This window comes from Streptomyces sp. 11x1, from assembly GCF_032598905.1.
Taxonomy (GTDB): Bacteria; Actinomycetota; Actinomycetes; order Streptomycetales; family Streptomycetaceae; genus Streptomyces.
Map to the genome: position 1 here is coordinate 3,439,649 of NZ_CP122458.1, position 20,956 is coordinate 3,460,604.

Below are 20,956 nucleotides of genomic sequence, written 5' to 3' on the forward strand. Positions count from 1 at the left end.
CAGTTGCCGAATCATGGGATTCTGGGTCCCATGACACCCATCACCGAGGTGGAGGGCCACAGGGTCGCCCTCTCCAATCTGGAGAAGGTCCTCCACCCGGCGACGGGCTTCACCAAGGGCGAGCTGCTGCACTACTACGCCACGACGGCGGACGCCCTGCTGCCGCATCTGCGCGACCGCCCGGTCTCCTTCCTGCGCTACCCGGACGGGCCGGGCGGCCAGGTCTTCTTCACCAAGAACGTGCCGCCGGGCACACCGGACTGGGTCACCACCGCCGAGGTACGGCGGATGGAGGGGCCGGCCCGGATGGTGCTGGTCCAGGACCTGGCGAGCCTGATGTGGGCCTCGAACCTGGTCGCCGAGTACCACACGCCGCAATGGACCGTCCGCACCTCGGACGAGGCCGACCGGCTGGTGTTCGACCTGGACCCGGGGTCGCCCGCGACCGTCGTCGAGTGCTGCGAGGTCGCCTGCTGGCTGCGGGAGCGGCTCGCGGCGGACGGGATCGAGGCGTACGCGAAGACGTCCGGGTCGAAGGGGCTGCATCTGCTGGCGGCGGTGCGCGGGGCTTCGTCGGAGCGGGTCTCGGAGTACGCCAGGGAACTGGCCGTCGAGGCGGAGCAGGCGATGCCCCGCCGGGTCGTCCACCGGATGACCCGCAGTCTGCGCCCGGGCAAGGTGTTCGTCGACTGGAGCCAGAACGCCGCCCGCAAGACCACGGCCGCGCCGTACACCCTGCGGGCCCGCCCCGAGCCAACCGTCTCCGCGCCGGTCACCTGGACCGAGGTCGAGGAGTGCGGCGCCCCCGAGCTGCTGTCCTTCCGCGCCCCGGACATCGGCCCCCGGCTGCAGGACCACGGCGACCTGCTGGCACCGCTCCTGGACCCGGAGGCCGCACACCCGCTCCCGTGACACGGCCGGCCCCGGCGGCCTACACCCGCGTCCACGTCCGCCGGTCGCGGGCCATCGCGTGCAGGCCCTCCACGTCCGCCGGCTTCAGCACCCCGCCGGCGCGGGCGAGTTCCGACAGGTCCGTGTCGCGCAGGACGCGCACCTCGCGCAGGGGTGTGGTGACCGCGACCGAGGAGGGTTCGGCGAGAGCGAGGACCGGGCGGACCTCGGCGGTGAGGGCGTAGGAGGCGCGGTCGGCGTCGGCCCGCAGCCCGCGCAGCAGCGCCCGGGGTTCGTGCCGGCCCACGGCGACCATGGGGTCGGTGACGACGACGCGCTGCCTGCGGGCGTGGACGGAGCGGACGCAGAACACGCCCCCGGGGCCGACGACCAGGTGGTGGATGCGGTCGCCGCCGGGCAGTGGCACGGAGTGCAGGGTGTGCCAGCCGGCGCCCGCAAGCCGGTCCAGCGCGTCGCCGACGGTCTGCTCGGCGGCCAGGGCGCGGCGGCGCGGGTCGGGGCGCAGCCGGCGTGCCGGGCCGGGGGCGCGGTCGAGAGCGATCAACAGGGCCTCGCCGGGCCGGTTGGGGGCGAGGTCGTCGTCCGGGGGGAGGCTCAGCCGGGCCAGTTCGGCGGGGGTCGGCACAGGCGGCGGCCCCACGGCGACCGGGCCGGTGACGAAGGGGCGGAGGACGGCCAGCACGTCCTCTCTCAGCTCCTCGCTGAGGAGGTTCACCCGGCCCGCCTCACGGTCGTACCAGGCGATGTTCCTCCCGTCGGTCCGGCACACGTACAGGCGTCGCTGTCCATGACGCCAGGTCGGTATGACGCGCAGTTCGCTCATGCACCATCACCCCACGACCATGGGAACAGGCGGGGTGCTCCATCGGCAAGAACCCGGCTACCTTTGGGGTGACGACCCGTCGTCGAGGGCCACGGCCTGGGGGAGGCGCCGTTGCGGACGCGCAAGCAACCCGATGTCCCGGCTCCGCGGGAACCGTGGAGCGAGATCGTGCCGGGGCTGTGGATGGGCGGGCACGAGTTCGCGGGGCCGGCCGGTACCGGGGGCGTCGAATTCGCGGTCGTACGCGACGAGTTCGATCTGGTGCTGACCCTGCTGCGGCTGCCGGGGCACGGGCCCGACGAGGGGGTCGAGCACCATGTGTGGCCGATCCCGGACGGACCGCTGGACGGTACGCAGTTGGCGGGCGTGATGCGGCTGGCGCAGGCGGCGTGCGACGCGCTGGAGGACGGCAAGCGGGTCCTGGTCCGCTGCCGCAGCGGGTACAACCGGGCCGGTCTGGTCGTGGCGCAGGCGCTGATCCGCGACGGCCACTCCGCCGAGGAGGCGATCCGGCTGATCCGCAGCCGCCGTTCGCCGTGGGCGCTGCACAACGAGCTGTTCGTGGAGTACCTGCACACGGGGCTGGCGACGGTCCGGCTGCTGGAGGAACTGGAGGAGTCGGCCGAGTAGGGCATGTGCCGGGCCGCGGGGCGTGCCGAGTCGATCAGCCCGGCTGCCGGGCAGCGCGGGCCGGCTCGACCGAGCCGTCACGAAAAAGTACTTCCGCACGAATTAGGGTGTACGGACCACAGTGGTCCTCCCCCACAACCGTCCTCCCGTCCCTGTACACCCAGGAGTCCCGTGTCCCCCAGCCGCCCCGCGCGCGCTGCCGTCGGCGCGCGCGTCGCCGCCGGCGCCTTCGCCGCCGTCCTGCTGGTGGGCGGCTGTGGCGACTCCGGGGGCCTGGTGAGCGCGGGCGCGACGCCCACCGCGAGCGGCCCGACCCGGCTGTGGCCCGGGGAGCCGCCCGCGTCCTCCCCCGCCTACGACTACGGCGAGGCCGAGACGGAGGTGGTCAAGGGCGTCCGCGCTCCCGGCGAGGACATCCACAAGGTGGACCCGCTGGCCGTCGTCCGCGCGGAGATCGCCGCGCACCCCGAGGTGTACGCCGGATCCGGGGCCCTCTACGGGGGAACGACCGCACGCATGGCCGACTGCGGAAGGGGCGGCACCGACGCTTCGGCCGACCCGGACACGACCGCAGGCACGGACAAGGACACGGCCGCAGGGCCGGACACGACCGCCGGCACGGACGCGACCGCCGGCAGGAAGACCGACCGCGCCAAGTGCCCCGTCCTCCAGGCCTACTACCGGGACCTCACCGGCGACGGGCGCGACGACATGGTGCTCGGCTTCCGGCTGCTGCCCGGCAATCAGACGGCGGTGCGGATGTACACCTTCCAGGCGGACCGACTGGTGCAGGTGCTGGCCAGCGACGACGCGGTGCTCGCGGTCGAGCTGGCCGGCCGGACCGTGATCATCCGCTCCCCGGCGGGCATCGTCGGCTACGAGTACCGCACCCAGTGGACCTGGGACGAGGACCAGCAGGCGATGCTGCTCACCCGGGACGAGATCCTGCGCGTGGGCGGAGCGGCGAAGCCGTCCCGGTCACCGTCGGCGTCCCCCTCCGCCTCCCCCTCGCCCGACATGCCCTCCACCGCGTCCGCGTCCCGCTCCCCCTCGCCCGACGTGCCCTCCGCCTCGTCCTCGGTGCGGCCGGGGTGAGCGCCGCGAGGCCCGCGAGACCCGGGCGGAAACGGTTCGGCCTGCCCCGGTGGGCCTCCTCGCTCACCTGGAAGGCGCTGGCGTTCATCACGGTCATGTGCTGCGGGCTGGCCGCTCTGCTCGGCGCCCTCGTCCATGTCTCCGTCACCAACCGGACGGTGAGCGACGCCCGTTCCCGGGCCCTGGTCCGGCTCGACGAGGCGGCACAGGCGTACGAGGCCGGGAACCGGCTCCCACCCGATGCCGGGATCGACCCGCGGGGCATGCCGGGGGAGCTGCGCGAGCTGGCGGTGAGCGGGCGGCGCGGCACGATGGTCGGGGTCGTCTCCGGAGTCCCCTCGATGTGGGCCGCCGCCCCCGCCGACGGCCGTGCCCTCGCCGTGCGGATCGACTACGCGCAGAGCGCGGCCACCATCGAGAACCTCGACCGGGCCATCCTGGGCTCCTCGGCGCTGGCGATCGGGGCGACGCTGGCCGTCGGCGCGCTGGGCGTCGGCGGGGTGACCCGGCGGCTGCGCACGACCTCCCAGGTGGCCCGGCGGATCAGCGCGGGCGACCTGGACGCCCGGGTCGGCGACCCCCGGACGACGGACCCGGCGCGGTATCGCGACGAGGTGGCCGCGGTGGCCGCCGCGCTCGACACCATGGCGTCCACGCTGCAGCGGAAACTACTCGGCGAGCAGCGGTTCACGGCGGACGTCGCGCACGAGTTGCGTACGCCGTTGACCGGGCTGCACGCGGCGGCGGAGCTGCTGCCGGCGGGGCGGCCGACGGAGATGGTGCGGGACCGGGTCGCCGCGTTGCGGACGCTGACCGAGGACCTGCTGGAGATCTCGCGGCTGGACGCGGGGAGCGAGCGGCTGGACCTGGACGCGATCCGGCTCGGACTGCTGGCCGAGCGGGTGGCCGCGCACGCGAGCGGCGACACCGAGGTGCGGGTCGTCGAGGACGCGTGGGTGGAGACGGACCGGCGGCGGCTGGAGCGGGTGGTGGGGAACCTGGTGGCCAACGCCCACAAACACGGGGCGCCTCCGGTGGTGTTGACCGTGGAGGGGCCGGTGGTGACCGTGCGGGATCACGGGGACGGGTTCCCTGACTATCTGCTGACCGAGGGGCCGCAGAGGTTTCGCACCGAGGGCTCCGCCAAGGGACACGGCCTGGGTTTGACCATCGCCATGGGGCAGGCGGAGGTGTTGGGAGCGCGGTTGGGATTCGAGAACGCTTCGGGCGGCGGCGCGTTGGCCGTTCTGCGACTGAGTGTCGGTGGGGGTTGATCGCGCAGTTCCCCGCGCCCCTGAAAAGAGCGGCGTTGCCCTGATGGCCCATCGAGAAAGGCGCCCCCTCCGCGCTCCTCCTAACGTGGCGAATAGTCAGCCTCGCCCCCCTTTTTTCCCTGGAGGAACATCAGATGTCCCTGCGGATTCTGCTCCTGCGGTTCGGTATAGCCGCTGCCGGTGGCGCTCTCCTCGCGTTCGCCGCCACGACTCCCGCCGCCGGTGTCGAACAGGAGGACCCCCGCACGAGCAAGCAAATCGTCGACGGCAAGGTCGTCGCCCGGTCCGGCCTGATCCTGCGCAGTGCGCCGACCCGAGGAGGTTCGGTCATCCGGGTCGCGCGCCACGGCGAGATCGTCAAGATCTACTGCCGGACCGAGGGCCAGAGCGTGGACGGCAACCGGCAGTGGTACCTGCTCGTCGACGGGACCTGGGCCTGGGGCTCGGCCCGCTACATCGCCCCCTTCAAGGCGCCCCGCTGGTGCGACGCCTGAGCAGCAAGGCACGGCAAGGCACAACAAGGCGCACAGACAGAACAAGACACACAAGGCATTCCATTTAGGTAAGTTCCGGGCATGACCACCAAGGCCGGAACGACCCTGGCGGCGGATCCCTCGGATCCGTCCCCGCCGCCCGCCGTACGCCTGCTCCGGCGCCGAGGCGTCGAGTTCACCCTCACCGTCGTGGCCGTCCTGCTCTCCGTGTACGGCTACTGCGCTGTGGGTCTGGCCAGATACGGCACCGTCCCGCCCGGCGCCGCCGACTACGGCGCCGGGCTCGGTGTGCTCGCGCTGCTGGCCCATCTGGTGGTCCGGCTGCGGGCGCCGTACGCCGATCCGCTGCTGCTGCCGATCGCGGTGCTCCTCAACGGCCTGGGACTGGTGCTGATCCACCGGCTCGACCTGGAGACACCGGCCGACCAGGCCGCGCCCGCGCAGCTGAACTGGTCGACGCTCGGCGTCGCGCTGTTCATCGCGGTGGTGGCGCTGCTGCGTGACCACCGGGTGCTCCAGCGGTACGCGTACGTCTCGGTGGTGGCGGCGCTCGCGCTGCTGGCCCTGCCGATCCTCTTCCCACCGGTCAACGGGGCCCGGATCTGGGTGCGGATCGCCGGGTTCTCCCTCCAGCCGAGCGAGTTCGCGAAGGTGCTGCTCGCGCTGTTCTTCGCCAGCTATCTCGCGGCGAACCGCAACGCGCTGGCGTACGCCGGGCGTCAGATCTGGCGGTTCAGACGCCTCCAACTGCCCGCCGGGCGGGTCCTCGGCCCGATCGTCACCATCTGGCTGCTGAGCGTCGGCGTCCTGGTCCTGGAACGGGACCTGGGCACCTCCCTGCTGTTCTTCGGCCTGTTCGTGATCATGCTGTACGTCGCCACGGGCCGCACCGGCTGGATCGCGGTGGGGCTGCTGCTGGCGTGCGTGGGCGCGGTCGCCGTGGGCTGGCTGGAACCGCACGTCCACAGCCGGGTCGAGGACTGGCTGCATCCGTTCGCGTCCATCGAGGCGGGCCAGGGCGCGGGCCAACTCGCCCAGTCCCTCTTCGCGTTCGCCGCCGGCGGGCTGCTCGGCACCGGGCTCGGTCTCGGCCACTCCATCCTGATCGGCTTCGCCGCCAAGTCCGACTTCATCCTGGCCACGGCGGGCGAGGAGCTGGGCCTCGCCGGACTCTCCGCGATCTTCCTGCTCTACGCCCTGCTGGTGGAGCGCGGCTTCCGGGCCGGTCTCGCCCTGCGCGACGCCTTCGGCCGGCTCCTGGCCACCGGCCTCGCCTCGATCATCGCCCTCCAGGTCTTCGTCATCGCCGGCGGCGTCACCGGCCTCATCCCGCTCACCGGCATGGCGATGCCCTTCCTCGCCCAGGGCGGCTCCTCGGTCGTCACCAACTGGGTCATCGTGGCCCTGCTGATCCGGCTCAGCGACTCCTCCCGACGGCAGTACGCCCCGGGGCCGCTGCCGGGGGACCCGCTCGGGGAACCGGAGGGCCGGGACGGCGCGCGGGAGGGCCGAAGCGCATGACGACGTACATCCGCCGGGCCGCCGCCCTGTGCGCCCTGCTGCTGCTCGCCCTCCTTGTCAACGCCACCCGCGTGCAGGTCCTGCAGTCCCGGGCCTACGACGACAATCCCGCCAACCGCCGCCCGGAGATCGCCCGTTGGGGCCAGCCGCGCGGAGACATCGTGGTCGGGGGACGCCCGGTCACCGGCTCGACGGACACCGGGGAGCAGCTCCGCTACGAACGGACGTACCGGGACGGCCCGTTGTACGCGCCGGTCACGGGCTTCGCCTCGCAGGTGTACGGGACGACGTTCCTGGAGCACGCGCAGGACTCCGTCCTCGACGGCAGCGACCCGCTGCTGTCCTTCCTCCCGCTGTGGAACGACATCACCCGCGACCGGAACGCCGGCGGCACCGTCGTCACCACGATCCAGGAGGCGGCCCAGCGGGCGGCGTATCTGGGTCTCGGCACCCGCCGGGGCGCGGTCGCCGCGCTCGAACCGGCCACCGGGCGCGTCCTGGCGCTGGTGTCCCGGCCGTCCTACGACCCCGGACGGCTCTCCGGCAACGGCCCCGAGGCGGCCGAGGCGTGGGCACGGCTGAACGGGGACGCGGGCAGACCGATGCTCAACCGGGCGGTGCGGCAGACCTATCCGCCGGGCTCGACCTTCAAGGTGGTGACGGCCGCCGCCGCACTGGACGCCGGGGTGGTCACGGACCTCGACGCCCCGACCCGCTCCCCCGACCCGTACACCCTGCCGGGCACCACGACCTCCCTCGCCAACGAGGTCGAGGGCTGCGCGAACGCCTCGCTGCGCTATGCCTTCGAGTGGTCCTGCAACACGGTGTTCGCGAAGCTGGGCGTGGACGTCGGCCTCGGCGCCATGGCGGACACGGCCCGCGCCTTCGGCTTCAACGACCCCGGGCTGCGCATCCCCTTCTCGGTCGCCCCCAGCAGCTTCGACACCGAGATGGACCGGGCGCAGCTCGCCCTCTCCTCCATCGGGCAGTACGACACCCGGGCCACGCCCCTGCAGATGGCGCTCGTCACGGCGGCCGTCGCCAACGGGGGCTCGGTGCGGGCGCCGTACCTCGTCGAACGCACCACCACGGCGAGCGGCCGCACGGTCGCCGGCTCGGGCACGCACCCGCTCCGCCAGGCCATGAACCCCACCACCGCGCGGCGGCTGCGCGACCTCATGCGCGGCGTCGTCGAGGACGGCACCGGCGCCAACGCCGCCCTCCGTCACGCCACCGTCGGCGGCAAGACCGGCACCGCCCAGCACGGCCTCGGCAACTCCGGCACCCCCTTCGCCTGGTTCATCGGCTGGGCCCAGTCCGACGACGCGGTCGAACCCCAGGTGGCCGTGGCGGTGGTGGTGGAGGACGCGGAGGCGGTACGGGGGGACATCAGCGGGGGCGGCGACGCGGCACCGATCGCGAGGGAGGTGATGCGAGCGGTGCTCAAGGCTTCCGACGTCCCGTAAGGGGCGCGGGGCCGTTTCGATGTGCGGCTCCGCCGCGTGGGCGCGAGAAGCTCCACCGGCCCGCACGGTACGCACCGTTCCCACCATCCGAGATAAGCGATGTAGCCCTGGCCCCACCCGGGCCTACCGTTCGCCCATGACTCCCACCACGTACGAACTCGCCCAGGTGAACATCGCCCGCCTCCAAGCCCCGCTGGACTCGCCCCGGTTGCAGGACTTCGTCGACGCCCTCGATCCGGTGAACGCGGTCGCGGACCGCTCCCCCGGCTTCGTATGGCGTCTGCAGAGCGACTCCGGCAACGCGACCGACATCCCGGTCCTCGGCGACGAGTGGCTGATCATCAACATGTCGGTGTGGCGGGACACCGACGCCCTGACCGCCTTCATGTACCAGGGACAGCACCGGGAACTGCTGGCCCGCAGGCGGGAGTGGTTCGAGCGGTTGAGCAAGGCGGCGACCGCCCTGTGGTGGGTCCCGGCCGGTCACCACCCCACCGTGGCCGAGGCGGAGGAACGGATCCTCCACCTCCGCGCCCACGGCCCGACGCCGTACGCGTTCACCCTGCGCACCTCGTTCCCGGCGGGACCGGCGGAGCCGACAGGACCGACGGAGCCGGCGCAGCCCGACGCGGTGCTCAGCTGATCGGCTGCCGGAGTTCGGAGCGGACCTGAAGCGTGCGCTCCGCGAAGGCCTCGACGTCGACCTCCGAGGCGTCCTGCCCGACGCTCTCGACGCTCAGCTCGGCCACGGACGCCCCGGTGTTGCCGTCGGCCCAGGCGCACATCGGGTAGGTGATCTCGCTGCCGCCCTGGTTCTGGGTGACGACCTGGCAGCTGATGGTGAGGCCGTCGTCGCCCGGGGTGTAGTCCTCGGGCGGCACGACCACCTTGATCGAGCTGACGCCGGCCGCGCCCTTCAGCATGTTGTCGCGTGCGGCGTCGGTGTTCTTGAACCGGCCGTACATGCCCGAGACGATCAGGGCGCCCTGGGCCCCGTCCTTCCGGGGTGCGTACTGCGCGACGGCGGCCGTGACGTCACGGGCGTCCCAGGCTCCCTCCGCCTCGTCCTCCACCTTCCGCCCCTCGGTGCCGGAGAGGTCCTGGGCCAGCTTGTACTCACCGTCGAGCACGGTCTCGGGCAGGGCCAGCTTGTACTCGGCCTCCGGGAAACCGCTGGTGCTCTGCGTCCCGACGACCCACAGCCCCACGGTCCCGAGCACCACGAGGCCCACGACCCCGCCGACGATCCCGAGGACGAGTCCCGTGCGGCTCTTCGGCGGCGGCGTGGGCTGCCACCCGCCGGGCTGGGGCGCGCCGTACGGCTGGGGCTGCGGCGGGTACTGCTGCGGCGGGTACTGCTGCGGCACGTGCGGGTGCTGACCGTACGGCTGGGGCGGCTGTTGCGGCGGGTACGGCTGCTGACCGTACGGCCCCTGGGGCGGCTGCTGCTGACCGTAGGGCTGCTGGGGCGATGGAGGCATGGACACGCCAGCACGTTACTGCACGAGTCGCGCGCAAAGGATTGACGGCCTTGCTGACAAGTAGTCTCATAAACGGTGACCGCTGGTAACTCCCTGAACTTCCGTACGAGGAGCTGCGACAGCCATGACTACGGTGACCTCGCTGAGTTCGACGAACCCCGAGTCGGAGGCGGAGGTGCTGCGCGACGCGCTCGGGCTCCTCAAGGACCGGGAACAGGTGGCCGAACGGCTGCTCGTCTCCTCCGCGAAGCACTCCTTCGACCCGGACAAGGAGCTCGACTGGGACGCCCCCTTCGAGGAGGGGAAGTGGTTCTGGCCGCCGGAGCTGGTGTCCCTGTACGGGACTCCGATGTGGCGCAGGATGTCGGAGGAGCAGCGCATCGCGCTGTCTCAACACGAGGCGGCGGCGCTGGCCTCCCTCGGCATCTGGTTCGAGATCATCCTCATGCAGCTGCTCGTCCGGCACATCTACGACCGGGCGGCGACCAGTGCGCATGTGCGCTACGCGCTCACCGAGCTCGAGGACGAGTGCCGGCACTCGAAGATGTTCGCCCGGCTGATCAGCAAGGGCGGCACCCCGTACTACCCGGTGAGCCGACTGCACCAGAACCTGGGCCGCGTCTTCAAGACGATCTCGACGACGCCGGGGTCCTTCACGGCGACCCTGCTCGGCGAGGAGATCCTCGACTGGATGCAGCGGCTGACCTTCCCCGACGAGCGGGTCCAGCCGCTGATCCGGGGGGTCACCCGGATCCATGTGGTCGAGGAGGCGCGGCACGTGCGCTACGCCCGTGAGGAGCTGCGCCGCCAGATGGTGACGGCCCCGCGGATGTCCCGGAGCTTCACCCGCGTCACGTCCGGCGAGTTCGCCCGCGTCTTCTCAGTGGCGTTCGTGAACCCCGAGGTGTACTCGAACGTCGGCCTCGACCAGCGGGCGGCGGTCGCCCAGGTACGGGCGAGTGGGCACCGGCGGGAGGTCATGCAGACCGGGGCGAAGCGGTTGACGGACTTCCTGGACGACATCGGGGTGCTGCGGGGGGTGGGGCGGCGGATGTGGAGGTCGTCGGGGTTGCTGGGGTAGGTGGTAGGTGGTTGGGGCGCCTGGGAGCGGGGGTTGGGGCGCCTGTCAGCTCGGGACTGCAGGTTCGTCGGCGGGTGCGGCTCCGGTGGGGCTTCTCGCGCAGTTCCCCGCGCCCCTGAAAGACCAGGCCCTGCGGGCCTGGAAGACGGCGGGGCTGCGGGACGCGGATGAAATGCACGGGGCACAGCCCCGGCTTCTCAGGGGCGCGGGGAGCTGCGCGACCAGCCCCCCACCCACCCGCAGCCGCCCACGAAACCCGCACCCCCACCCCCTGACGCGATCCCGGCGGTCGCCACTCACCCCCGACTACCCTGCGGGTATGACGTCCGAGGCCCCCACCCGCGCATACCGTCGGCTCAGCGTCGAGGAGCGGCGCAGCCAGTTGCTGGACGCGGCCCTGGAGCTCTTCGCGCAAAACGCTCCCGAGGACGTCTCCCTCGACGACGTCGCGGAGGCGGCCGGCGTCTCACGCCCTCTCGTCTACCGCTACTTCCCCGGCGGCAAGCAGCAGCTCTACGAGGCGGCCCTGCGCACGGCCGCCGAGGAGCTGGAGCACTGCTTCGACGAGCCCGCCGAGGGCCCCCTCACCAGCCGCCTGGCCCGCGCCCTCGACCGGTATCTGGACTTCGTCGACACGCACGACACCGGCTTCAGCGCCCTCCTCCAGGGCGGCAGCGTCGTGGAGACCTCTCGGGCCACGGCCATCGTGGACGGGGTCCGGCGGGCGGCCGCCGACCACATCCTGCGGCACCTGGAGGTGGCCGAGCCGGGCCTGCGGCTGCGGATGACCGTCCGGATGTGGATCACCTCCGTGGAGGCCGCCTCCCTCATCTGGCTGGACGAGGGCAAACAGCCGGACGTCGGCGAGCTGCGGGACTGGCTCGTCGAGCAGTTCGTCGCCTGTCTCACCGCCACCGCCGGTCGCGACCCGCAGACCGCCGCCGTCGTCCGGCACGCCCTGACCGTCGAGACCCCCGAGGGCGCCGTCGGGAGCCTGGCCCGCCGCATCCTGCCCGTGGTCGGCGACGCCGGGCACCTGCTGTGACACCGGTCCTGTGACACTGGTCCGGTGAAGAGCCAAGACACCCCTTTCGTGGGCGGCCCCCTCGACGGGCGCGTCCTGCCCGTGCCCCTCGGGATCACCGGGCACCCCCCGAAGACGTACCGGGTCCCGGTGCCCGACACCGCCGGCGGCCCGCCGACGGTCCTCGTCTACCGCCGGGTCGACGCGGGCCGCAGCGGCTTCCTGCACCAGCTGTGGAAGTACGAGTACGCACCGGACGCGGACCCCAGCCGTCGCCTGAAGTGGCCGTGGTCCAAGCCGGGCACCCGGGCGGGTGCCGGCGCCCCCGACAGCTCGGACGGGCAATCCGCCACGCCGCCCGCGCGGCCGCGCCCCACCGACGAGTGACACCCCGGCACCGAACGGTCCACCCGGCGCGCGCCCGCCTCCCCCTCCCCCGATCCTGCCGGTGCGAGGTGGACGGCCCACCTGAGCACCGGAGGTGATGACATGTCAGCAAGGCTGCTGCGCCTGGTCTGTTCGGCGACGGTCACGGCCCTCACGGCCGGCGCCCTCCTCGCCACGGCCCCCGCACCCGCCACGGCCGCACCGGAACCCCCCGCCGCCGACACCCCCACCGACACCGCCGCCGAGTCCCCCTCCGCCGAGGACCGCTCGGTCGCCGATCTCCTCACCGACCTCCAACGGCTCCACCGCGAGGCCGAGAAGGCCGCCGAGGCGTACGGCAGGACCGGCCAGGAGCTGAGGAAGCAGCGAGCCGAGGTGGCGAGGCTCGACCATCGGCTCGCGATGGCCCGGCTCTCCCTGCACGACAGCCGGGGCGCGGCCGGCCGGCTCGCCCGGCAGCAGTACCAGAGCAGCAGCACGGCGCTCTCCCCCTACGTACGGCTGCTGATGACGCGGGACCCGCACCGGGCGCTGGAGCAGGGCCATGTGATCGGACAGGTGGCGCAGGAGCGGGCGGAGACGATCGAGCGTCTGGTCGGCAGCGAACAGGACACCAACGCCCTGGCCCGCAGGGCCCGCGTGGCCCTGGACCGCCAGCTGACCCTCGCCGAACAGCACAGAAGGGAACACGACACCACGTCCGACCGCCTGGCCGAGATCGAGAACCTGCTCGCGTCCCTGACCCCGGCCCAGTTGGCCGAGCTCAAGAAGTCGGAGCACACCCCCGCCCCCGACCTCCCGAGGCCCCCGTCGCCCTAGGGGCGCGGGGAACTGCGCGAGCAACCACGAACCACGTGAACCCGGCAGCCGAGCAGGGCCACCACGGCGCCCGCCCGGCTCCCTACCCCCCGGCCACCTCGGAGAGATACGCCCGCGTCTTCTCCGCCTCGTAGAAGTACCCCTCGAAATCAGCCGGATCGTCGAACCCGTTGGCGAATCGATCCGCCACCACCGGCAGCCCCTCCGCCGCCTCGACCAGCTCCAGCACATGCTCGGCCGGCGGAGCGAGCATCGTGTTGGTCCACTTGGTGGCCGGCCCCACGATCTGCCAGAACCGCTCGAACGTCCGCCGCATCCAGACCTCGTCGAACTCGCCGTCCCCGTGGTCGAGGATCGCCGAGAGGTACACGGCCGCGCACTTGGCCGCCGAGTTCGCCCCCTGCCCGGTGAGCGGGTCGTTGGCCACGACGACGTCCCCGGCGCCCAGCACCAGCCCGCCGCTCGGGAGCTGACCCACGGGGTGCCGTACCACCGGTGTGTAGCGGCCCTGCAGCGCCGCCCCCGGGTCGGTCACCTCGACGCCCGTGGCCCGCGCGTACTCCCAGGGCGTGTAGCGCTTCATCAGCTCCAGGGTCAGCGCAAGCTGCCCCGCCGCGTCCCGGACGCCCTCGAAGGCGTCGACCGGGCCGCCGGGCAGCCCCAGCCAGAAGAGGGCGTCGGCACGCCCGGAGGTGGTGAGGACGGGCTGGACGATGAGTTCGCCGACGCCGGGCACCAGGTTGCAGCGGGCCGCGTCGAACTCCGGGTGTTCGGGGCGCGGACCCAGGCCGTGCACGTACACCGCGGCGAGCGCGCGCTGCGGTTCGGTGTAGGGCGAGCGGGCGGCGTCGCGGCGGAACATCCGCACCAGTTCGCCCTTTCCCGCGGTGACGAGCACGAGGTCGTACATCCGGGAGAAGTAGTCCAGGTCGGAGACCGCCGCGCCGTGGACGACCAGTTGACCGCCGCGCCGGGAGAACGTCTCCAGCCAGCCGGCCATCTTCACCCGCTGGTCCACGGCCTGCGCGTACCCCCGCAGCCTGCCGACCCAGTCGACGTCGCGCCGTCCGGCCGGGCCGGTGACGGAGACGCCGACGCCCTCGATCCTCGGCGCCTGGAAATCCCAGAAGTCGAGGTCCAGCTCACGCTCGTGGCGCAGGGCCGAGTCGAACATGCACTGGGTGGACATGATGCGGCCGGCGCGTATCTCGTCCGGGGTGCGATTGGACATCAGTGTGACCTCGTACCCGTGCGACTGGAGTCCGAGGGCCAGTTGCAGCCCGGACTGGCCGGCTCCGACGACGAGAATCTTCCGCATCCGGACAGGTCTCCTGGTTCGTCCGTGGCGTCCCGTGGTGTCCCGCTCGGGGACTACTCGGGGCTGAGGGATATCGCGTGGGCGCAGAGCGCCAGCAGGGTCTCCATCGCGGAGGCCCGCTTGCGCGCGTCCATGATCATGACAGGTACATGGTCGGGCACGGTCAGTGCCTCCCGGACGTCCTCGGGCTCGTAGCGCACACTGCCGTCGAACGCGTTGACCGCGACGATGTACGGCAGTCCGCAGCTCTCGAAGTAGTCGAGCGCGGGGAAGCAGTCGCCGAGGCGGCGGGTGTCGGCGAGGATGACCGCGCCGATCGCGCCGCGCACCATGTCGTCCCACATGAACCAGAACCGCTCCTGCCCGGGCGTGCCGAACAGGTAGAGGACGAGGTCGTCGTCGAGGGTGATGCGGCCGTAGTCCATGGCCACGGTGGTGGTGAGCTTGTCCGGCGTCGCGGAGAGGTCGTCCGTGCCGACGCTGGCCGCGGTCATCAGCGCCTCGGTGCGCAGCGGGGTGATCTCGGAGACCGCGCCGACGAAGGTGGTCTTGCCGACACCGAAGCCGCCCGCCACCACGATCTTCGTGGCGATGGGGGCCCGGCTCAGGTCGGACTGCCAGGGTTTCAGCTCCTCCTCGGGCTCCGCGGCGGGTCCGGCCGCGTCGTCCCCGGCGCCGGCCCGCGCCTCGGCGAGCCGGTCGAGACCGCGGGAGGCCGCCCGGGCGTAACCCCCGGGCGGGGCGGCCGTGCCGTTGTCGATGCCGACGCCGTGCGTACCGGGCTCGGCACGCACGGCGTCCACGTCGAGACGAGGGGCGTCCGCGTCTATCTCGACACGAGGAGCGTCCGCGTCCAGCGCGACGCGGGGGGCGTCGTCGACGCCCGGGGTGACGCCGGCCGAGGCGTCGGGGTTGACGCCGGCCGAGGCGGCGTCAGAGACGGCGGAGTCCACTCAGCACCCTTTCCAGCAGAGCGCGGTCCGGCTGTCCCGGTCCGTGACCTGTTCCGTACACACGGATCTTTCCCTGGTCCGCGAGATCGCTGAGGAGGACGCGGACCACGCCGAGCGGCATCTTCAGCAGCGCGGCGATCTCTGCCACCGTCCGCATACGGCGGCAGAGTTCGACGATGGCCCGCATCTCGGGCATCACCTTGGTGTTGAGTGAACCATTCGCCAACTGCGGCCGCTCCGCCGGGGCTTCGAGTACGGCGACGAACGTCTCCACGTGCAGGACGTGGCCGAAGCGGGTGCGGCCGCCGGTGAGCGAGTAGGGGCGTACGCGGGCGGGTTTGCGGTCGCCGCCGCGCACGGGGAGCTTCTTGGCTCCCCTGGTGCTCCTGGTGCCCGTCGCGCCCTTGGTCGCGGGCGGCCGCTTCGCCCGGCCGGGCTCGGGGGCCCGCGCCCTGTTCTGCCTGGGGCCGCTCATCGCCGGCTCCCGGCCGCCTCGGTCTCCCTGTGGGACTCGGCCTCCAGGGACTTGCGCAGCTCGCTGCGGAGTTCCGGGGTGAGGACATGGCCGGCGCGACCGACGAAGAGCGCCATGTGGTACGCCACCACGCTCATGTCGCAGTCCGGGGAGCCGTGCACCCCGAGCAGCGAGCCGTCGCTGATCGACATCACGAAGAGGCTGCCCTCGTCCATCGCGACCATCGTCTGCTTGACCCCGCCGAACTCCATGAGCTTGGCGGCGCCGATGGTGAGGCTGCCGATGCCGGAGACGATGGTGGCCAGGTCGGCGGCGGAGCCCCGGGGGCCCTGCGGCCGCTCTTCCCGGGCCTCGCGGGCCTGCGCGTTCCTGCCGGGGTCGGAGGAGAGCAGCAGCAGGCCGTCGGAGGAGACCACCGCGACCGACAGCAGCCCCGGCACCTCCTCCACCAGGTTGGTCAACAGCCAGTGCAGGTTGCGGGCTTCACTGCTCAGTCCGAAGGTAATGGGCGCGGTCAACTGCTTTCCTCCTCGGAAGTGCCCCCCGTGGTGTCAACTGCCTCTGTCCGGTACTCATGGGGCACGGGCATCCGTGTCTCACCCGACTGCTCGGCGATCTCGGCCTCGACGTCGCGCCGCCCCTCCCTGGCCCCCTGGTGGAACCCGCCGAGCCGCCGGCGCAGCTCCTCGGCGTTCACGCCGCCGACCCGTGGCCGGGGGGTCGTGGGCGCCGGCGCGGTGATCCTGGGCGTGCGCTTGGGCAGGCCCTTGTCGGTGAGGCGCGGGGTCGGTTCCCCCCGCGGTCCCTCCGTCCCGGCCCGTGACACCTCGGTCGCGCGCGCCGTGTTCCCTTCGTAGGCGGCACGCTCGTGGGTGTCGGGTTCGCCCGTGTACGGGTCGTCCCCTTCGGCGCCGGTGTCGGTGTCGTGGTCGGCGAGGGTCTCGTCGCTCTCCTCGTCGGCGCCCTTCCCCGGGGCCACCGGAGCGAAGAGCTCCATCGTCGTCTCGGACACGGACTCGGCCCCGGACGCGGGTCCGGTCCCGGCCCCGGTGTCGGGGCCGGGTGCGGCCTCGGGTGCGTCGTCTTCCGGTACGACGCTCCCGGCGGCCTCTGCGGCGTCGGCGGCCGTCCCCACGGCCTCCCTCGCCTGAAGTGCCCGCTCGGCCGCCTCGATGAGGGGGTCGCCGTCGCCCTCGGGCTCGCGTACGGCGACGGATCGGCCGGGCAGGACGTTCGAGTTGGCCTCGGCGTCGGCGCCCGGCAGCGTGAACTGGGGCGTGACGGAGGCCGGGGTCCCCACGGGCACGGCGGGCGTGGGGGCCAGCAGCGTCTTGGGCAGGACGACGACCGCGGCGGTGCCGCCCGAGCCGTGCGGCCGGAGCCGGACGGGGGTGCCGAGCCGGTGGGCGAGGCGGGCCACGACGTACAGGCCGAGGCCGAGGCCCTCGCCGTCCTCCTGCTCGTAGGGCGCCTCGGGGTCGAAGTCGGTGAGGCGGGAGTTGAGCTGGGCGAGCCGGTCGGGGGCGACGCCGATGCCGCCGTCCTGGACGGAGAGGGCGATCTCGCCGTTCTCCATCAGCCAGCCGGTGACCTCGACGGACATCTCCGGCGGCGAGAACGACGTGCCGTTCTCCAGGAGTTCGGCGAGGAGGTGGCTGAGGTCGTCGGCGGCGAACCCGGCGACGTGCGCGCCCGGCGGCAGCGCGGCGATGCGGACGCGTTCGTAGCGCTCGATCTCGCTGACCGCGGCGCGGACGACGTCGACGAGCGGGACGGGTCCGGCGTGGTGCTGGACGTGCTCGTGGCCGGCCAGGACGAGGAGGTTCTCGCTGTGGCGGCGCATGACGGTCGCGAAGTGGTCGAGCTTGAAGATGGTGGCGAGCCGGTCCGGGTCCTGCTCGCGCTCCTCCAGGGACTCGATGACGGCGAGCTGCCGCTCGACGAGGCCGAGGGTGCGCAGCGCGAGGTTGACGAAGGTGGCGTGGACGCTGTGCTGGACCTTCGTCAGGTGGGCCGTCGCCTCGGCGAGTTCGGCGCGCAGCCGGTCGCGGTCGTCGGCCATGGTCTGGCGCTGCCCGATGAGGTGCTTGCGGTCGCCCTCCAGGGGCGCGAGCCGCTCGTGCAGGGCGAGGGCGTGCGCGTGGAGCGCGTTGACCGAGCGCACGACCTGCGCGAACTCGTCGTTGCGACCGGTGAACTTGACCGGCTCCTGGTTCGCCGGGTCGCCGGCGACCCGGGCGGAGCCGATGCGCAGCACCGCGAGCGGGCGGGTGAGGGAGCGGGCCATGCCGGTGGCGACACCGACGGCCAGCAGCATCAGGGCGCCGAGGACGGCGACGCGGATCTCCAGCGCGGTGACGTCCTCGTCACGCAGCTGGGCGAGGTCCTTGGTGCGCCGGTCGTAGAGGGAGGACTCGGCGCCGCGCATCAGGTCCACGCGGGCGGACAGGGCCGCGCCGACCTTCTCGGCGCTGATGCCGGCCTCGCGGTCGGAGAGCGTGGGCTGGTCGGTGAGGTCCGCCAGGTACCTGTCGGCGGTGTCGGCCTCAGGGCCGGTGACCGTGGCGTCGTAGGAGGACCGGCCGGCGGCGGGCGCGGTCTCGCGGAAGTGGGCGAGGGCGGCGTCGGAGCGGACGCGGGCTTGCTGGGCGACGGCGGTGAGGGCGTCGCGCTGCTTGGCGTCGGCGGCCGAGGCGCCGGTCGTGGTGGTGGGCAGCCCGGTGGTGGGGTCGATGACCGTCTGCGTGCTCGTCGGGACGCTCAGCGCCGCCACGAGCAGCCCCCGGGCGGCGGCGGCCTGCTGGACGGCGGTGTCGAGTTCGGCGAGGGCGTAGGCGCCACCACCGGCACGCGGCGGCAGTTCGGCGGCCAGTTCCTCGGCGAGGGCGTGGAGTTCGGTGACGACGGCGGTGTATGCCGTGTGCGCCTCCAGGGCGGTGCTCTTCCCGGAGAGCGCCGCTTCCCGTACGCCGGCGATGGACTCGATGTCCTCCCGCAGAGCGGCGGAGGTGTCGGTGTCGGCGCTCAGCTCCTCGGCCTGGGTGTCGACGCGGTCACTACGCTGCTTGCTGGGCGCGGCCGACTTGGGGCGCCCGGCGGCGATGTACGCGGTGACCTCGTCCCGCTCGTCGGCGAGCGCGTGCGCGAGGGTGAGCGTCTCCTGGGTCTGCTCGGCGAGCGTGACCAGGCTCTGGGTGTCGTGCAGTTGCTCCGAGGCGGCGAGGATCGAGGGGGCTCCGGCGCCCGCTATGGCGGCTGCCACGACGGCCACGGCGACGATGAGCCGGTTGCGTACGTGCGCCTTCCGCCCGGTGCCGACGGCGGGGGCCCCTGCCTGTGCCGTCCCCTGCTGGTTCGGGGAGGCCGCGGAGGCCTTCGAAGCTGCCTGCTTGCCTGCGCGCCGAGGCCGCGTCTTCTGCACCGGTGCTCGCATTCCTGACTCGTGTACCCATTAGCCCGGGTGACGATCCGTCAACTCGTCAAATCTGGCCGTCCCCCCGGTACGGCTCCCGACCCTCCCAGTGCCGGTGGGCAGTGGTCCCGCATCATCGGTCCCGCCACCCGAAGGAGTGAACATCCCCGGGGAGTTGGCGGGCAAGTTCCTCCGGCTCGTGCCGATGCCCCCTGCGTCAGGCCGGTTGGACGTCGGCGACGCGCTTTGACAGTATTCGCCGCCGCGCTTCACCGCTCACGATCATTCCATGCCAAACCCGGCGGCCCGCCTGGAGGGTCCGGGGCGCACGGCGACCGTTGTCGGCCTTTCACGGATCTTGTGGCGGGCTCGTGCAGACTGGCCGAATGCGCACGGAACTCGTCTCGGAACCCGGCGATCCCCTTCGCCCCAACGAGGACTTCGCGTCGGTGGCCCTGCCCGCGGGGGGACAGGGCGGCGCCCTCGTCGTCCTCGACGGGGTGACCCCGCCGCCCGACGGCTACGGCTGTCGACATTCGGTCGCATGGTTCACTTCCCGCCTCGGCGGCACCCTGACCGAAATGTCCGTTTCGGAGCGAGATTCACCGTTGCCCGACGTGCTCTCACAGGCCATTTCTCGTACCGCCCGAGCCCACGCCCAAACCTGTGACCTTTCTCACCCGCGAACCCCACAGGCCACGGTGGTTGTCGCCCGCTGGTCACGGACGGCCGTGGAGTACCTGGTGTTGTCGGACTCGGCCCTGCTGTTCGAACGGCCGGACGGCACGGTGACGGCCGTGCTGGACGACCGCCTCTCCCGGCTGCCCCGGGCCTCGCTGGCGACGGCCGCGATCGTGGACTCGACCGTGCGGAACAAGGAGGGCGGGTTCTGGACTGCGGCCGCCGATCCCGCCGTGGCCGCGCGGGCGGTGACGGGGACCGTCCCCCGCGAGGAGGTCCGCGCGCTGGCCGCGTTGACGGACGGGGCGGGCCGCTGGGTGGAGACGTTCCGCGAGGGCGACTGGGCGGACTGCCTCACCCTGGTCCGCAAGACAGGGGCGCCGGGGCTGGTGCAGCGGGTGCGGGAGCTGGAAGCCACCGACGTGGAACGGGAGTTCCTGGGACGCGCCAAGAGACACGACGACGCGAGCGTGGTGTTCGTGGAGTGGTGAACTCCTCGGCCGCTCAGTTCTCCACGCCTCGGTTCAGCTGGTGCAGCAGGTGCGCGAGCTGGGCCACCTCGTCCCTGTCCCAGCCGGCGAGCTGTCGTACGTAGGCGACCCGGCGGGCGTCCCGGACCGCCCGGAAGCGGGCCCGGCCCTCGTCCGTGAGGTGGACGAGCCAGGCGCGCCCGTCGGCGGGGTCGGGTTCGCGGGCGATGAGGCCGAGGTGTTCCAGGGCGCGGAGCTGCCGGGACATGGTGGCCTTGCCGACGCCGATGTAGGCGGCGAGTTCGGTGGCGCGCAGCCGGCCGGTCTCGTCGAGGCGGGCGAGGAGGCCGTAGGCGGCGGACTCCAGATCGGGGTGGACGGCACGGGCCATCTCGCCGGACTTGGCGCGGGCGCGCCGCAGCAGGACCGTCAACTCGCGCTCCAGCGCCAGGAACGCCTGGTCCATGCCGGCTCCGACAGCACCGCCGTCGCCGTTTCCGCCCTCGTCGTGCACGTCAGCGCTCCTGCTATTCCGATCCGGGTACCTGCGGGTCAGTATTTCGCAGGTGGGGGCGGACATGGTCCAGGTCGCCCGCGGGTCCGGTGGGGTTGGTCGCGCAGTTCCCCGCGCCCCTGAAAG

The 20,956-nt window shown here is 72.7% G+C and carries 21 protein-coding genes; 13 read left to right on the forward strand and 8 right to left on the reverse strand.

Annotated features, from left to right (window positions below; translation table 11 throughout):
* The first annotated feature begins 30 nt into the window (after positions 1 to 30).
* Entirely contained in the window at positions 31 to 912 is an 882-nt protein-coding gene (gene ligD, locus P8T65_RS14770; RefSeq protein WP_316725845.1) for a non-homologous end-joining DNA ligase, read from the forward strand.
* A 19-nt stretch (positions 913 to 931) separates the two neighbouring features.
* On the opposite strand, the gene P8T65_RS14775 is transcribed toward ligD, so the two are convergent.
* Positions 932 to 1,735 (reverse strand): nuclease-related domain-containing protein, encoded by an 804-nt coding sequence (locus P8T65_RS14775; RefSeq protein ID WP_316725847.1) that lies wholly within the window; start codon positions 1,733 to 1,735, stop codon positions 932 to 934.
* A gap of 111 nt (positions 1,736 to 1,846) precedes the next feature.
* On the opposite strand from P8T65_RS14775, the gene P8T65_RS14780 reads away from it, so the two are divergent.
* The 7 genes from P8T65_RS14780 (at position 1,847) to P8T65_RS14810 (ending at position 8,858) form a co-directional block, all read left to right on the forward strand.
* Entirely contained in the window at positions 1,847 to 2,365 is a 519-nt protein-coding gene (locus P8T65_RS14780) for a protein phosphatase (RefSeq protein ID WP_316725848.1), read from the forward strand.
* Positions 2,366 to 2,536: 171 nt separating this feature from the next.
* Positions 2,537 to 3,460, forward strand: a complete 924-nt coding sequence (locus P8T65_RS14785) for a hypothetical protein (protein WP_316725849.1) — start codon at positions 2,537 to 2,539, stop codon at positions 3,458 to 3,460.
* Positions 3,457 to 4,734, forward strand: coding sequence for a HAMP domain-containing sensor histidine kinase (locus P8T65_RS14790; protein ID WP_316725850.1), 1,278 nt, complete (start codon positions 3,457 to 3,459; stop codon positions 4,732 to 4,734). Before P8T65_RS14785 ends, P8T65_RS14790 begins: the two co-directional genes overlap by 4 nt.
* 134 nt (positions 4,735 to 4,868) lie before the next feature.
* Positions 4,869 to 5,228 carry an SH3 domain-containing protein gene (locus P8T65_RS14795; protein ID WP_316725851.1) on the forward strand — a complete coding sequence of 120 codons (360 nt, stop codon included), beginning with the start codon at positions 4,869 to 4,871 and terminating at the stop codon, positions 5,226 to 5,228.
* Between the two features lie 81 nt (positions 5,229 to 5,309).
* Positions 5,310 to 6,749, forward strand: a complete 1,440-nt coding sequence (locus P8T65_RS14800; RefSeq protein ID WP_316725852.1) for an FtsW/RodA/SpoVE family cell cycle protein — start codon at positions 5,310 to 5,312, stop codon at positions 6,747 to 6,749.
* Positions 6,746 to 8,215, forward strand: a complete 1,470-nt coding sequence (locus P8T65_RS14805) for a penicillin-binding transpeptidase domain-containing protein (protein WP_316725853.1) — start codon at positions 6,746 to 6,748, stop codon at positions 8,213 to 8,215. Before P8T65_RS14800 ends, P8T65_RS14805 begins: the two co-directional genes overlap by 4 nt.
* A gap of 136 nt (positions 8,216 to 8,351) precedes the next feature.
* Positions 8,352 to 8,858 carry a DUF3291 domain-containing protein gene (locus P8T65_RS14810; RefSeq protein WP_316725854.1) on the forward strand — a complete coding sequence of 169 codons (507 nt, stop codon included), beginning with the start codon at positions 8,352 to 8,354 and terminating at the stop codon, positions 8,856 to 8,858.
* On the opposite strand, the gene P8T65_RS14815 is transcribed toward P8T65_RS14810, so the two are convergent.
* A complete protein-coding gene (locus P8T65_RS14815) occupies positions 8,851 to 9,696 on the reverse strand; it encodes a hypothetical protein (protein ID WP_316731592.1) in 846 nt (281 codons plus the stop codon). The two genes, P8T65_RS14810 and P8T65_RS14815, sit on opposite strands and share 8 nt — an antisense overlap.
* A gap of 124 nt (positions 9,697 to 9,820) precedes the next feature.
* Here P8T65_RS14815 and P8T65_RS14820 point away from each other — a divergent pair, with 124 nt between their 5' ends.
* From P8T65_RS14820 to P8T65_RS14835, 4 genes are all read left to right on the forward strand, one after another.
* Positions 9,821 to 10,777, forward strand: coding sequence for a diiron oxygenase (locus P8T65_RS14820; RefSeq protein WP_316725855.1), 957 nt, complete (start codon positions 9,821 to 9,823; stop codon positions 10,775 to 10,777).
* 319 nt (positions 10,778 to 11,096) lie between these two features.
* A complete protein-coding gene (locus P8T65_RS14825; protein WP_316725856.1) occupies positions 11,097 to 11,822 on the forward strand; it encodes a helix-turn-helix domain-containing protein in 726 nt (241 codons plus the stop codon).
* A 24-nt stretch (positions 11,823 to 11,846) separates the two neighbouring features.
* A complete protein-coding gene (locus tag P8T65_RS14830) occupies positions 11,847 to 12,188 on the forward strand; it encodes a hypothetical protein (RefSeq protein ID WP_316725857.1) in 342 nt (113 codons plus the stop codon).
* Between the two features lie 102 nt (positions 12,189 to 12,290).
* The gene (locus P8T65_RS14835; RefSeq protein ID WP_316725858.1) at positions 12,291 to 13,007 is read left to right on the forward strand and encodes a hypothetical protein; all 717 of its coding nucleotides are present in this window, start codon (positions 12,291 to 12,293) and stop codon (positions 13,005 to 13,007) included.
* Between the two features lie 82 nt (positions 13,008 to 13,089).
* Here P8T65_RS14835 and P8T65_RS14840 read toward each other — a convergent pair whose 3' ends face one another.
* The 5 genes from P8T65_RS14840 to P8T65_RS14860 form a co-directional block, all read right to left on the reverse strand.
* On the reverse strand, positions 13,090 to 14,325 hold the full coding sequence (locus P8T65_RS14840) for a styrene monooxygenase/indole monooxygenase family protein (RefSeq protein ID WP_316725859.1): 1,236 nt from the start codon (positions 14,323 to 14,325) through the stop codon (positions 13,090 to 13,092).
* A 53-nt stretch (positions 14,326 to 14,378) separates the two neighbouring features.
* Positions 14,379 to 14,954 (reverse strand): ATP/GTP-binding protein, encoded by a 576-nt coding sequence (locus tag P8T65_RS14845; RefSeq protein ID WP_316731593.1) that lies wholly within the window; start codon positions 14,952 to 14,954, stop codon positions 14,379 to 14,381.
* A 304-nt stretch (positions 14,955 to 15,258) separates the two neighbouring features.
* On the reverse strand, positions 15,259 to 15,753 hold the full coding sequence (locus P8T65_RS14850) for a DUF742 domain-containing protein (RefSeq protein ID WP_316725860.1): 495 nt from the start codon (positions 15,751 to 15,753) through the stop codon (positions 15,259 to 15,261).
* Complete coding sequence (locus P8T65_RS14855; protein ID WP_184899360.1) at positions 15,750 to 16,271, reverse strand: roadblock/LC7 domain-containing protein; 522 nt, start codon at positions 16,269 to 16,271, stop codon at positions 15,750 to 15,752. Before P8T65_RS14855 ends, P8T65_RS14850 begins: the two co-directional genes overlap by 4 nt.
* Positions 16,268 to 19,186, reverse strand: a complete 2,919-nt coding sequence (locus tag P8T65_RS14860; protein WP_399098943.1) for a nitrate- and nitrite sensing domain-containing protein — start codon at positions 19,184 to 19,186, stop codon at positions 16,268 to 16,270. The genes P8T65_RS14855 and P8T65_RS14860 overlap by 4 nt, the downstream gene beginning before the upstream one ends.
* Before the next feature lie 365 nt (positions 19,187 to 19,551).
* Here P8T65_RS14860 and P8T65_RS14865 point away from each other — a divergent pair, with 365 nt between their 5' ends.
* On the forward strand, positions 19,552 to 20,337 hold the full coding sequence (locus P8T65_RS14865) for a protein phosphatase 2C domain-containing protein (RefSeq protein WP_316725862.1): 786 nt from the start codon (positions 19,552 to 19,554) through the stop codon (positions 20,335 to 20,337).
* A gap of 13 nt (positions 20,338 to 20,350) precedes the next feature.
* On the opposite strand, the gene P8T65_RS14870 is transcribed toward P8T65_RS14865, so the two are convergent.
* The gene (locus P8T65_RS14870; protein WP_316725863.1) at positions 20,351 to 20,830 is read right to left on the reverse strand and encodes a MarR family transcriptional regulator; all 480 of its coding nucleotides are present in this window, start codon (positions 20,828 to 20,830) and stop codon (positions 20,351 to 20,353) included.
* Positions 20,831 to 20,956: the final 126 nt, after the last annotated feature.

Excerpts from the sequence above, each read along its gene's own strand:
- ligD (WP_316725845.1), top strand. The coding sequence starts at position 31 with ATGACACCCATCACCGAGGTGGAGGGCCACAGGGTCGCCCTCTCCAAT.
- P8T65_RS14775 (WP_316725847.1), bottom strand. The coding sequence starts at position 1,735 with ATGAGCGAACTGCGCGTCATACCGACCTGGCGTCATGGACAGCGACGC.
- P8T65_RS14795 (WP_316725851.1), top strand. The coding sequence starts at position 4,869 with ATGTCCCTGCGGATTCTGCTCCTGCGGTTCGGTATAGCCGCTGCCGGT.
- P8T65_RS14800 (WP_316725852.1), top strand. The coding sequence starts at position 5,310 with ATGACCACCAAGGCCGGAACGACCCTGGCGGCGGATCCCTCGGATCCG.
- P8T65_RS14805 (WP_316725853.1), top strand. The coding sequence starts at position 6,746 with ATGACGACGTACATCCGCCGGGCCGCCGCCCTGTGCGCCCTGCTGCTG.
- P8T65_RS14810 (WP_316725854.1), top strand. The coding sequence starts at position 8,352 with ATGACTCCCACCACGTACGAACTCGCCCAGGTGAACATCGCCCGCCTC.
- P8T65_RS14815 (WP_316731592.1), bottom strand. The coding sequence starts at position 9,696 with ATGCCTCCATCGCCCCAGCAGCCCTACGGTCAGCAGCAGCCGCCCCAG.
- P8T65_RS14820 (WP_316725855.1), top strand. The coding sequence starts at position 9,821 with ATGACTACGGTGACCTCGCTGAGTTCGACGAACCCCGAGTCGGAGGCG.
- P8T65_RS14825 (WP_316725856.1), top strand. The coding sequence starts at position 11,097 with ATGACGTCCGAGGCCCCCACCCGCGCATACCGTCGGCTCAGCGTCGAG.
- P8T65_RS14835 (WP_316725858.1), top strand. The coding sequence starts at position 12,291 with ATGTCAGCAAGGCTGCTGCGCCTGGTCTGTTCGGCGACGGTCACGGCC.
- P8T65_RS14840 (WP_316725859.1), bottom strand. The coding sequence starts at position 14,325 with ATGCGGAAGATTCTCGTCGTCGGAGCCGGCCAGTCCGGGCTGCAACTG.
- P8T65_RS14850 (WP_316725860.1), bottom strand. The coding sequence starts at position 15,753 with ATGAGCGGCCCCAGGCAGAACAGGGCGCGGGCCCCCGAGCCCGGCCGG.
- P8T65_RS14860 (WP_399098943.1), bottom strand. The coding sequence starts at position 19,186 with ATGCGAGCACCGGTGCAGAAGACGCGGCCTCGGCGCGCAGGCAAGCAG.
- P8T65_RS14865 (WP_316725862.1), top strand. The coding sequence starts at position 19,552 with ATGCGCACGGAACTCGTCTCGGAACCCGGCGATCCCCTTCGCCCCAAC.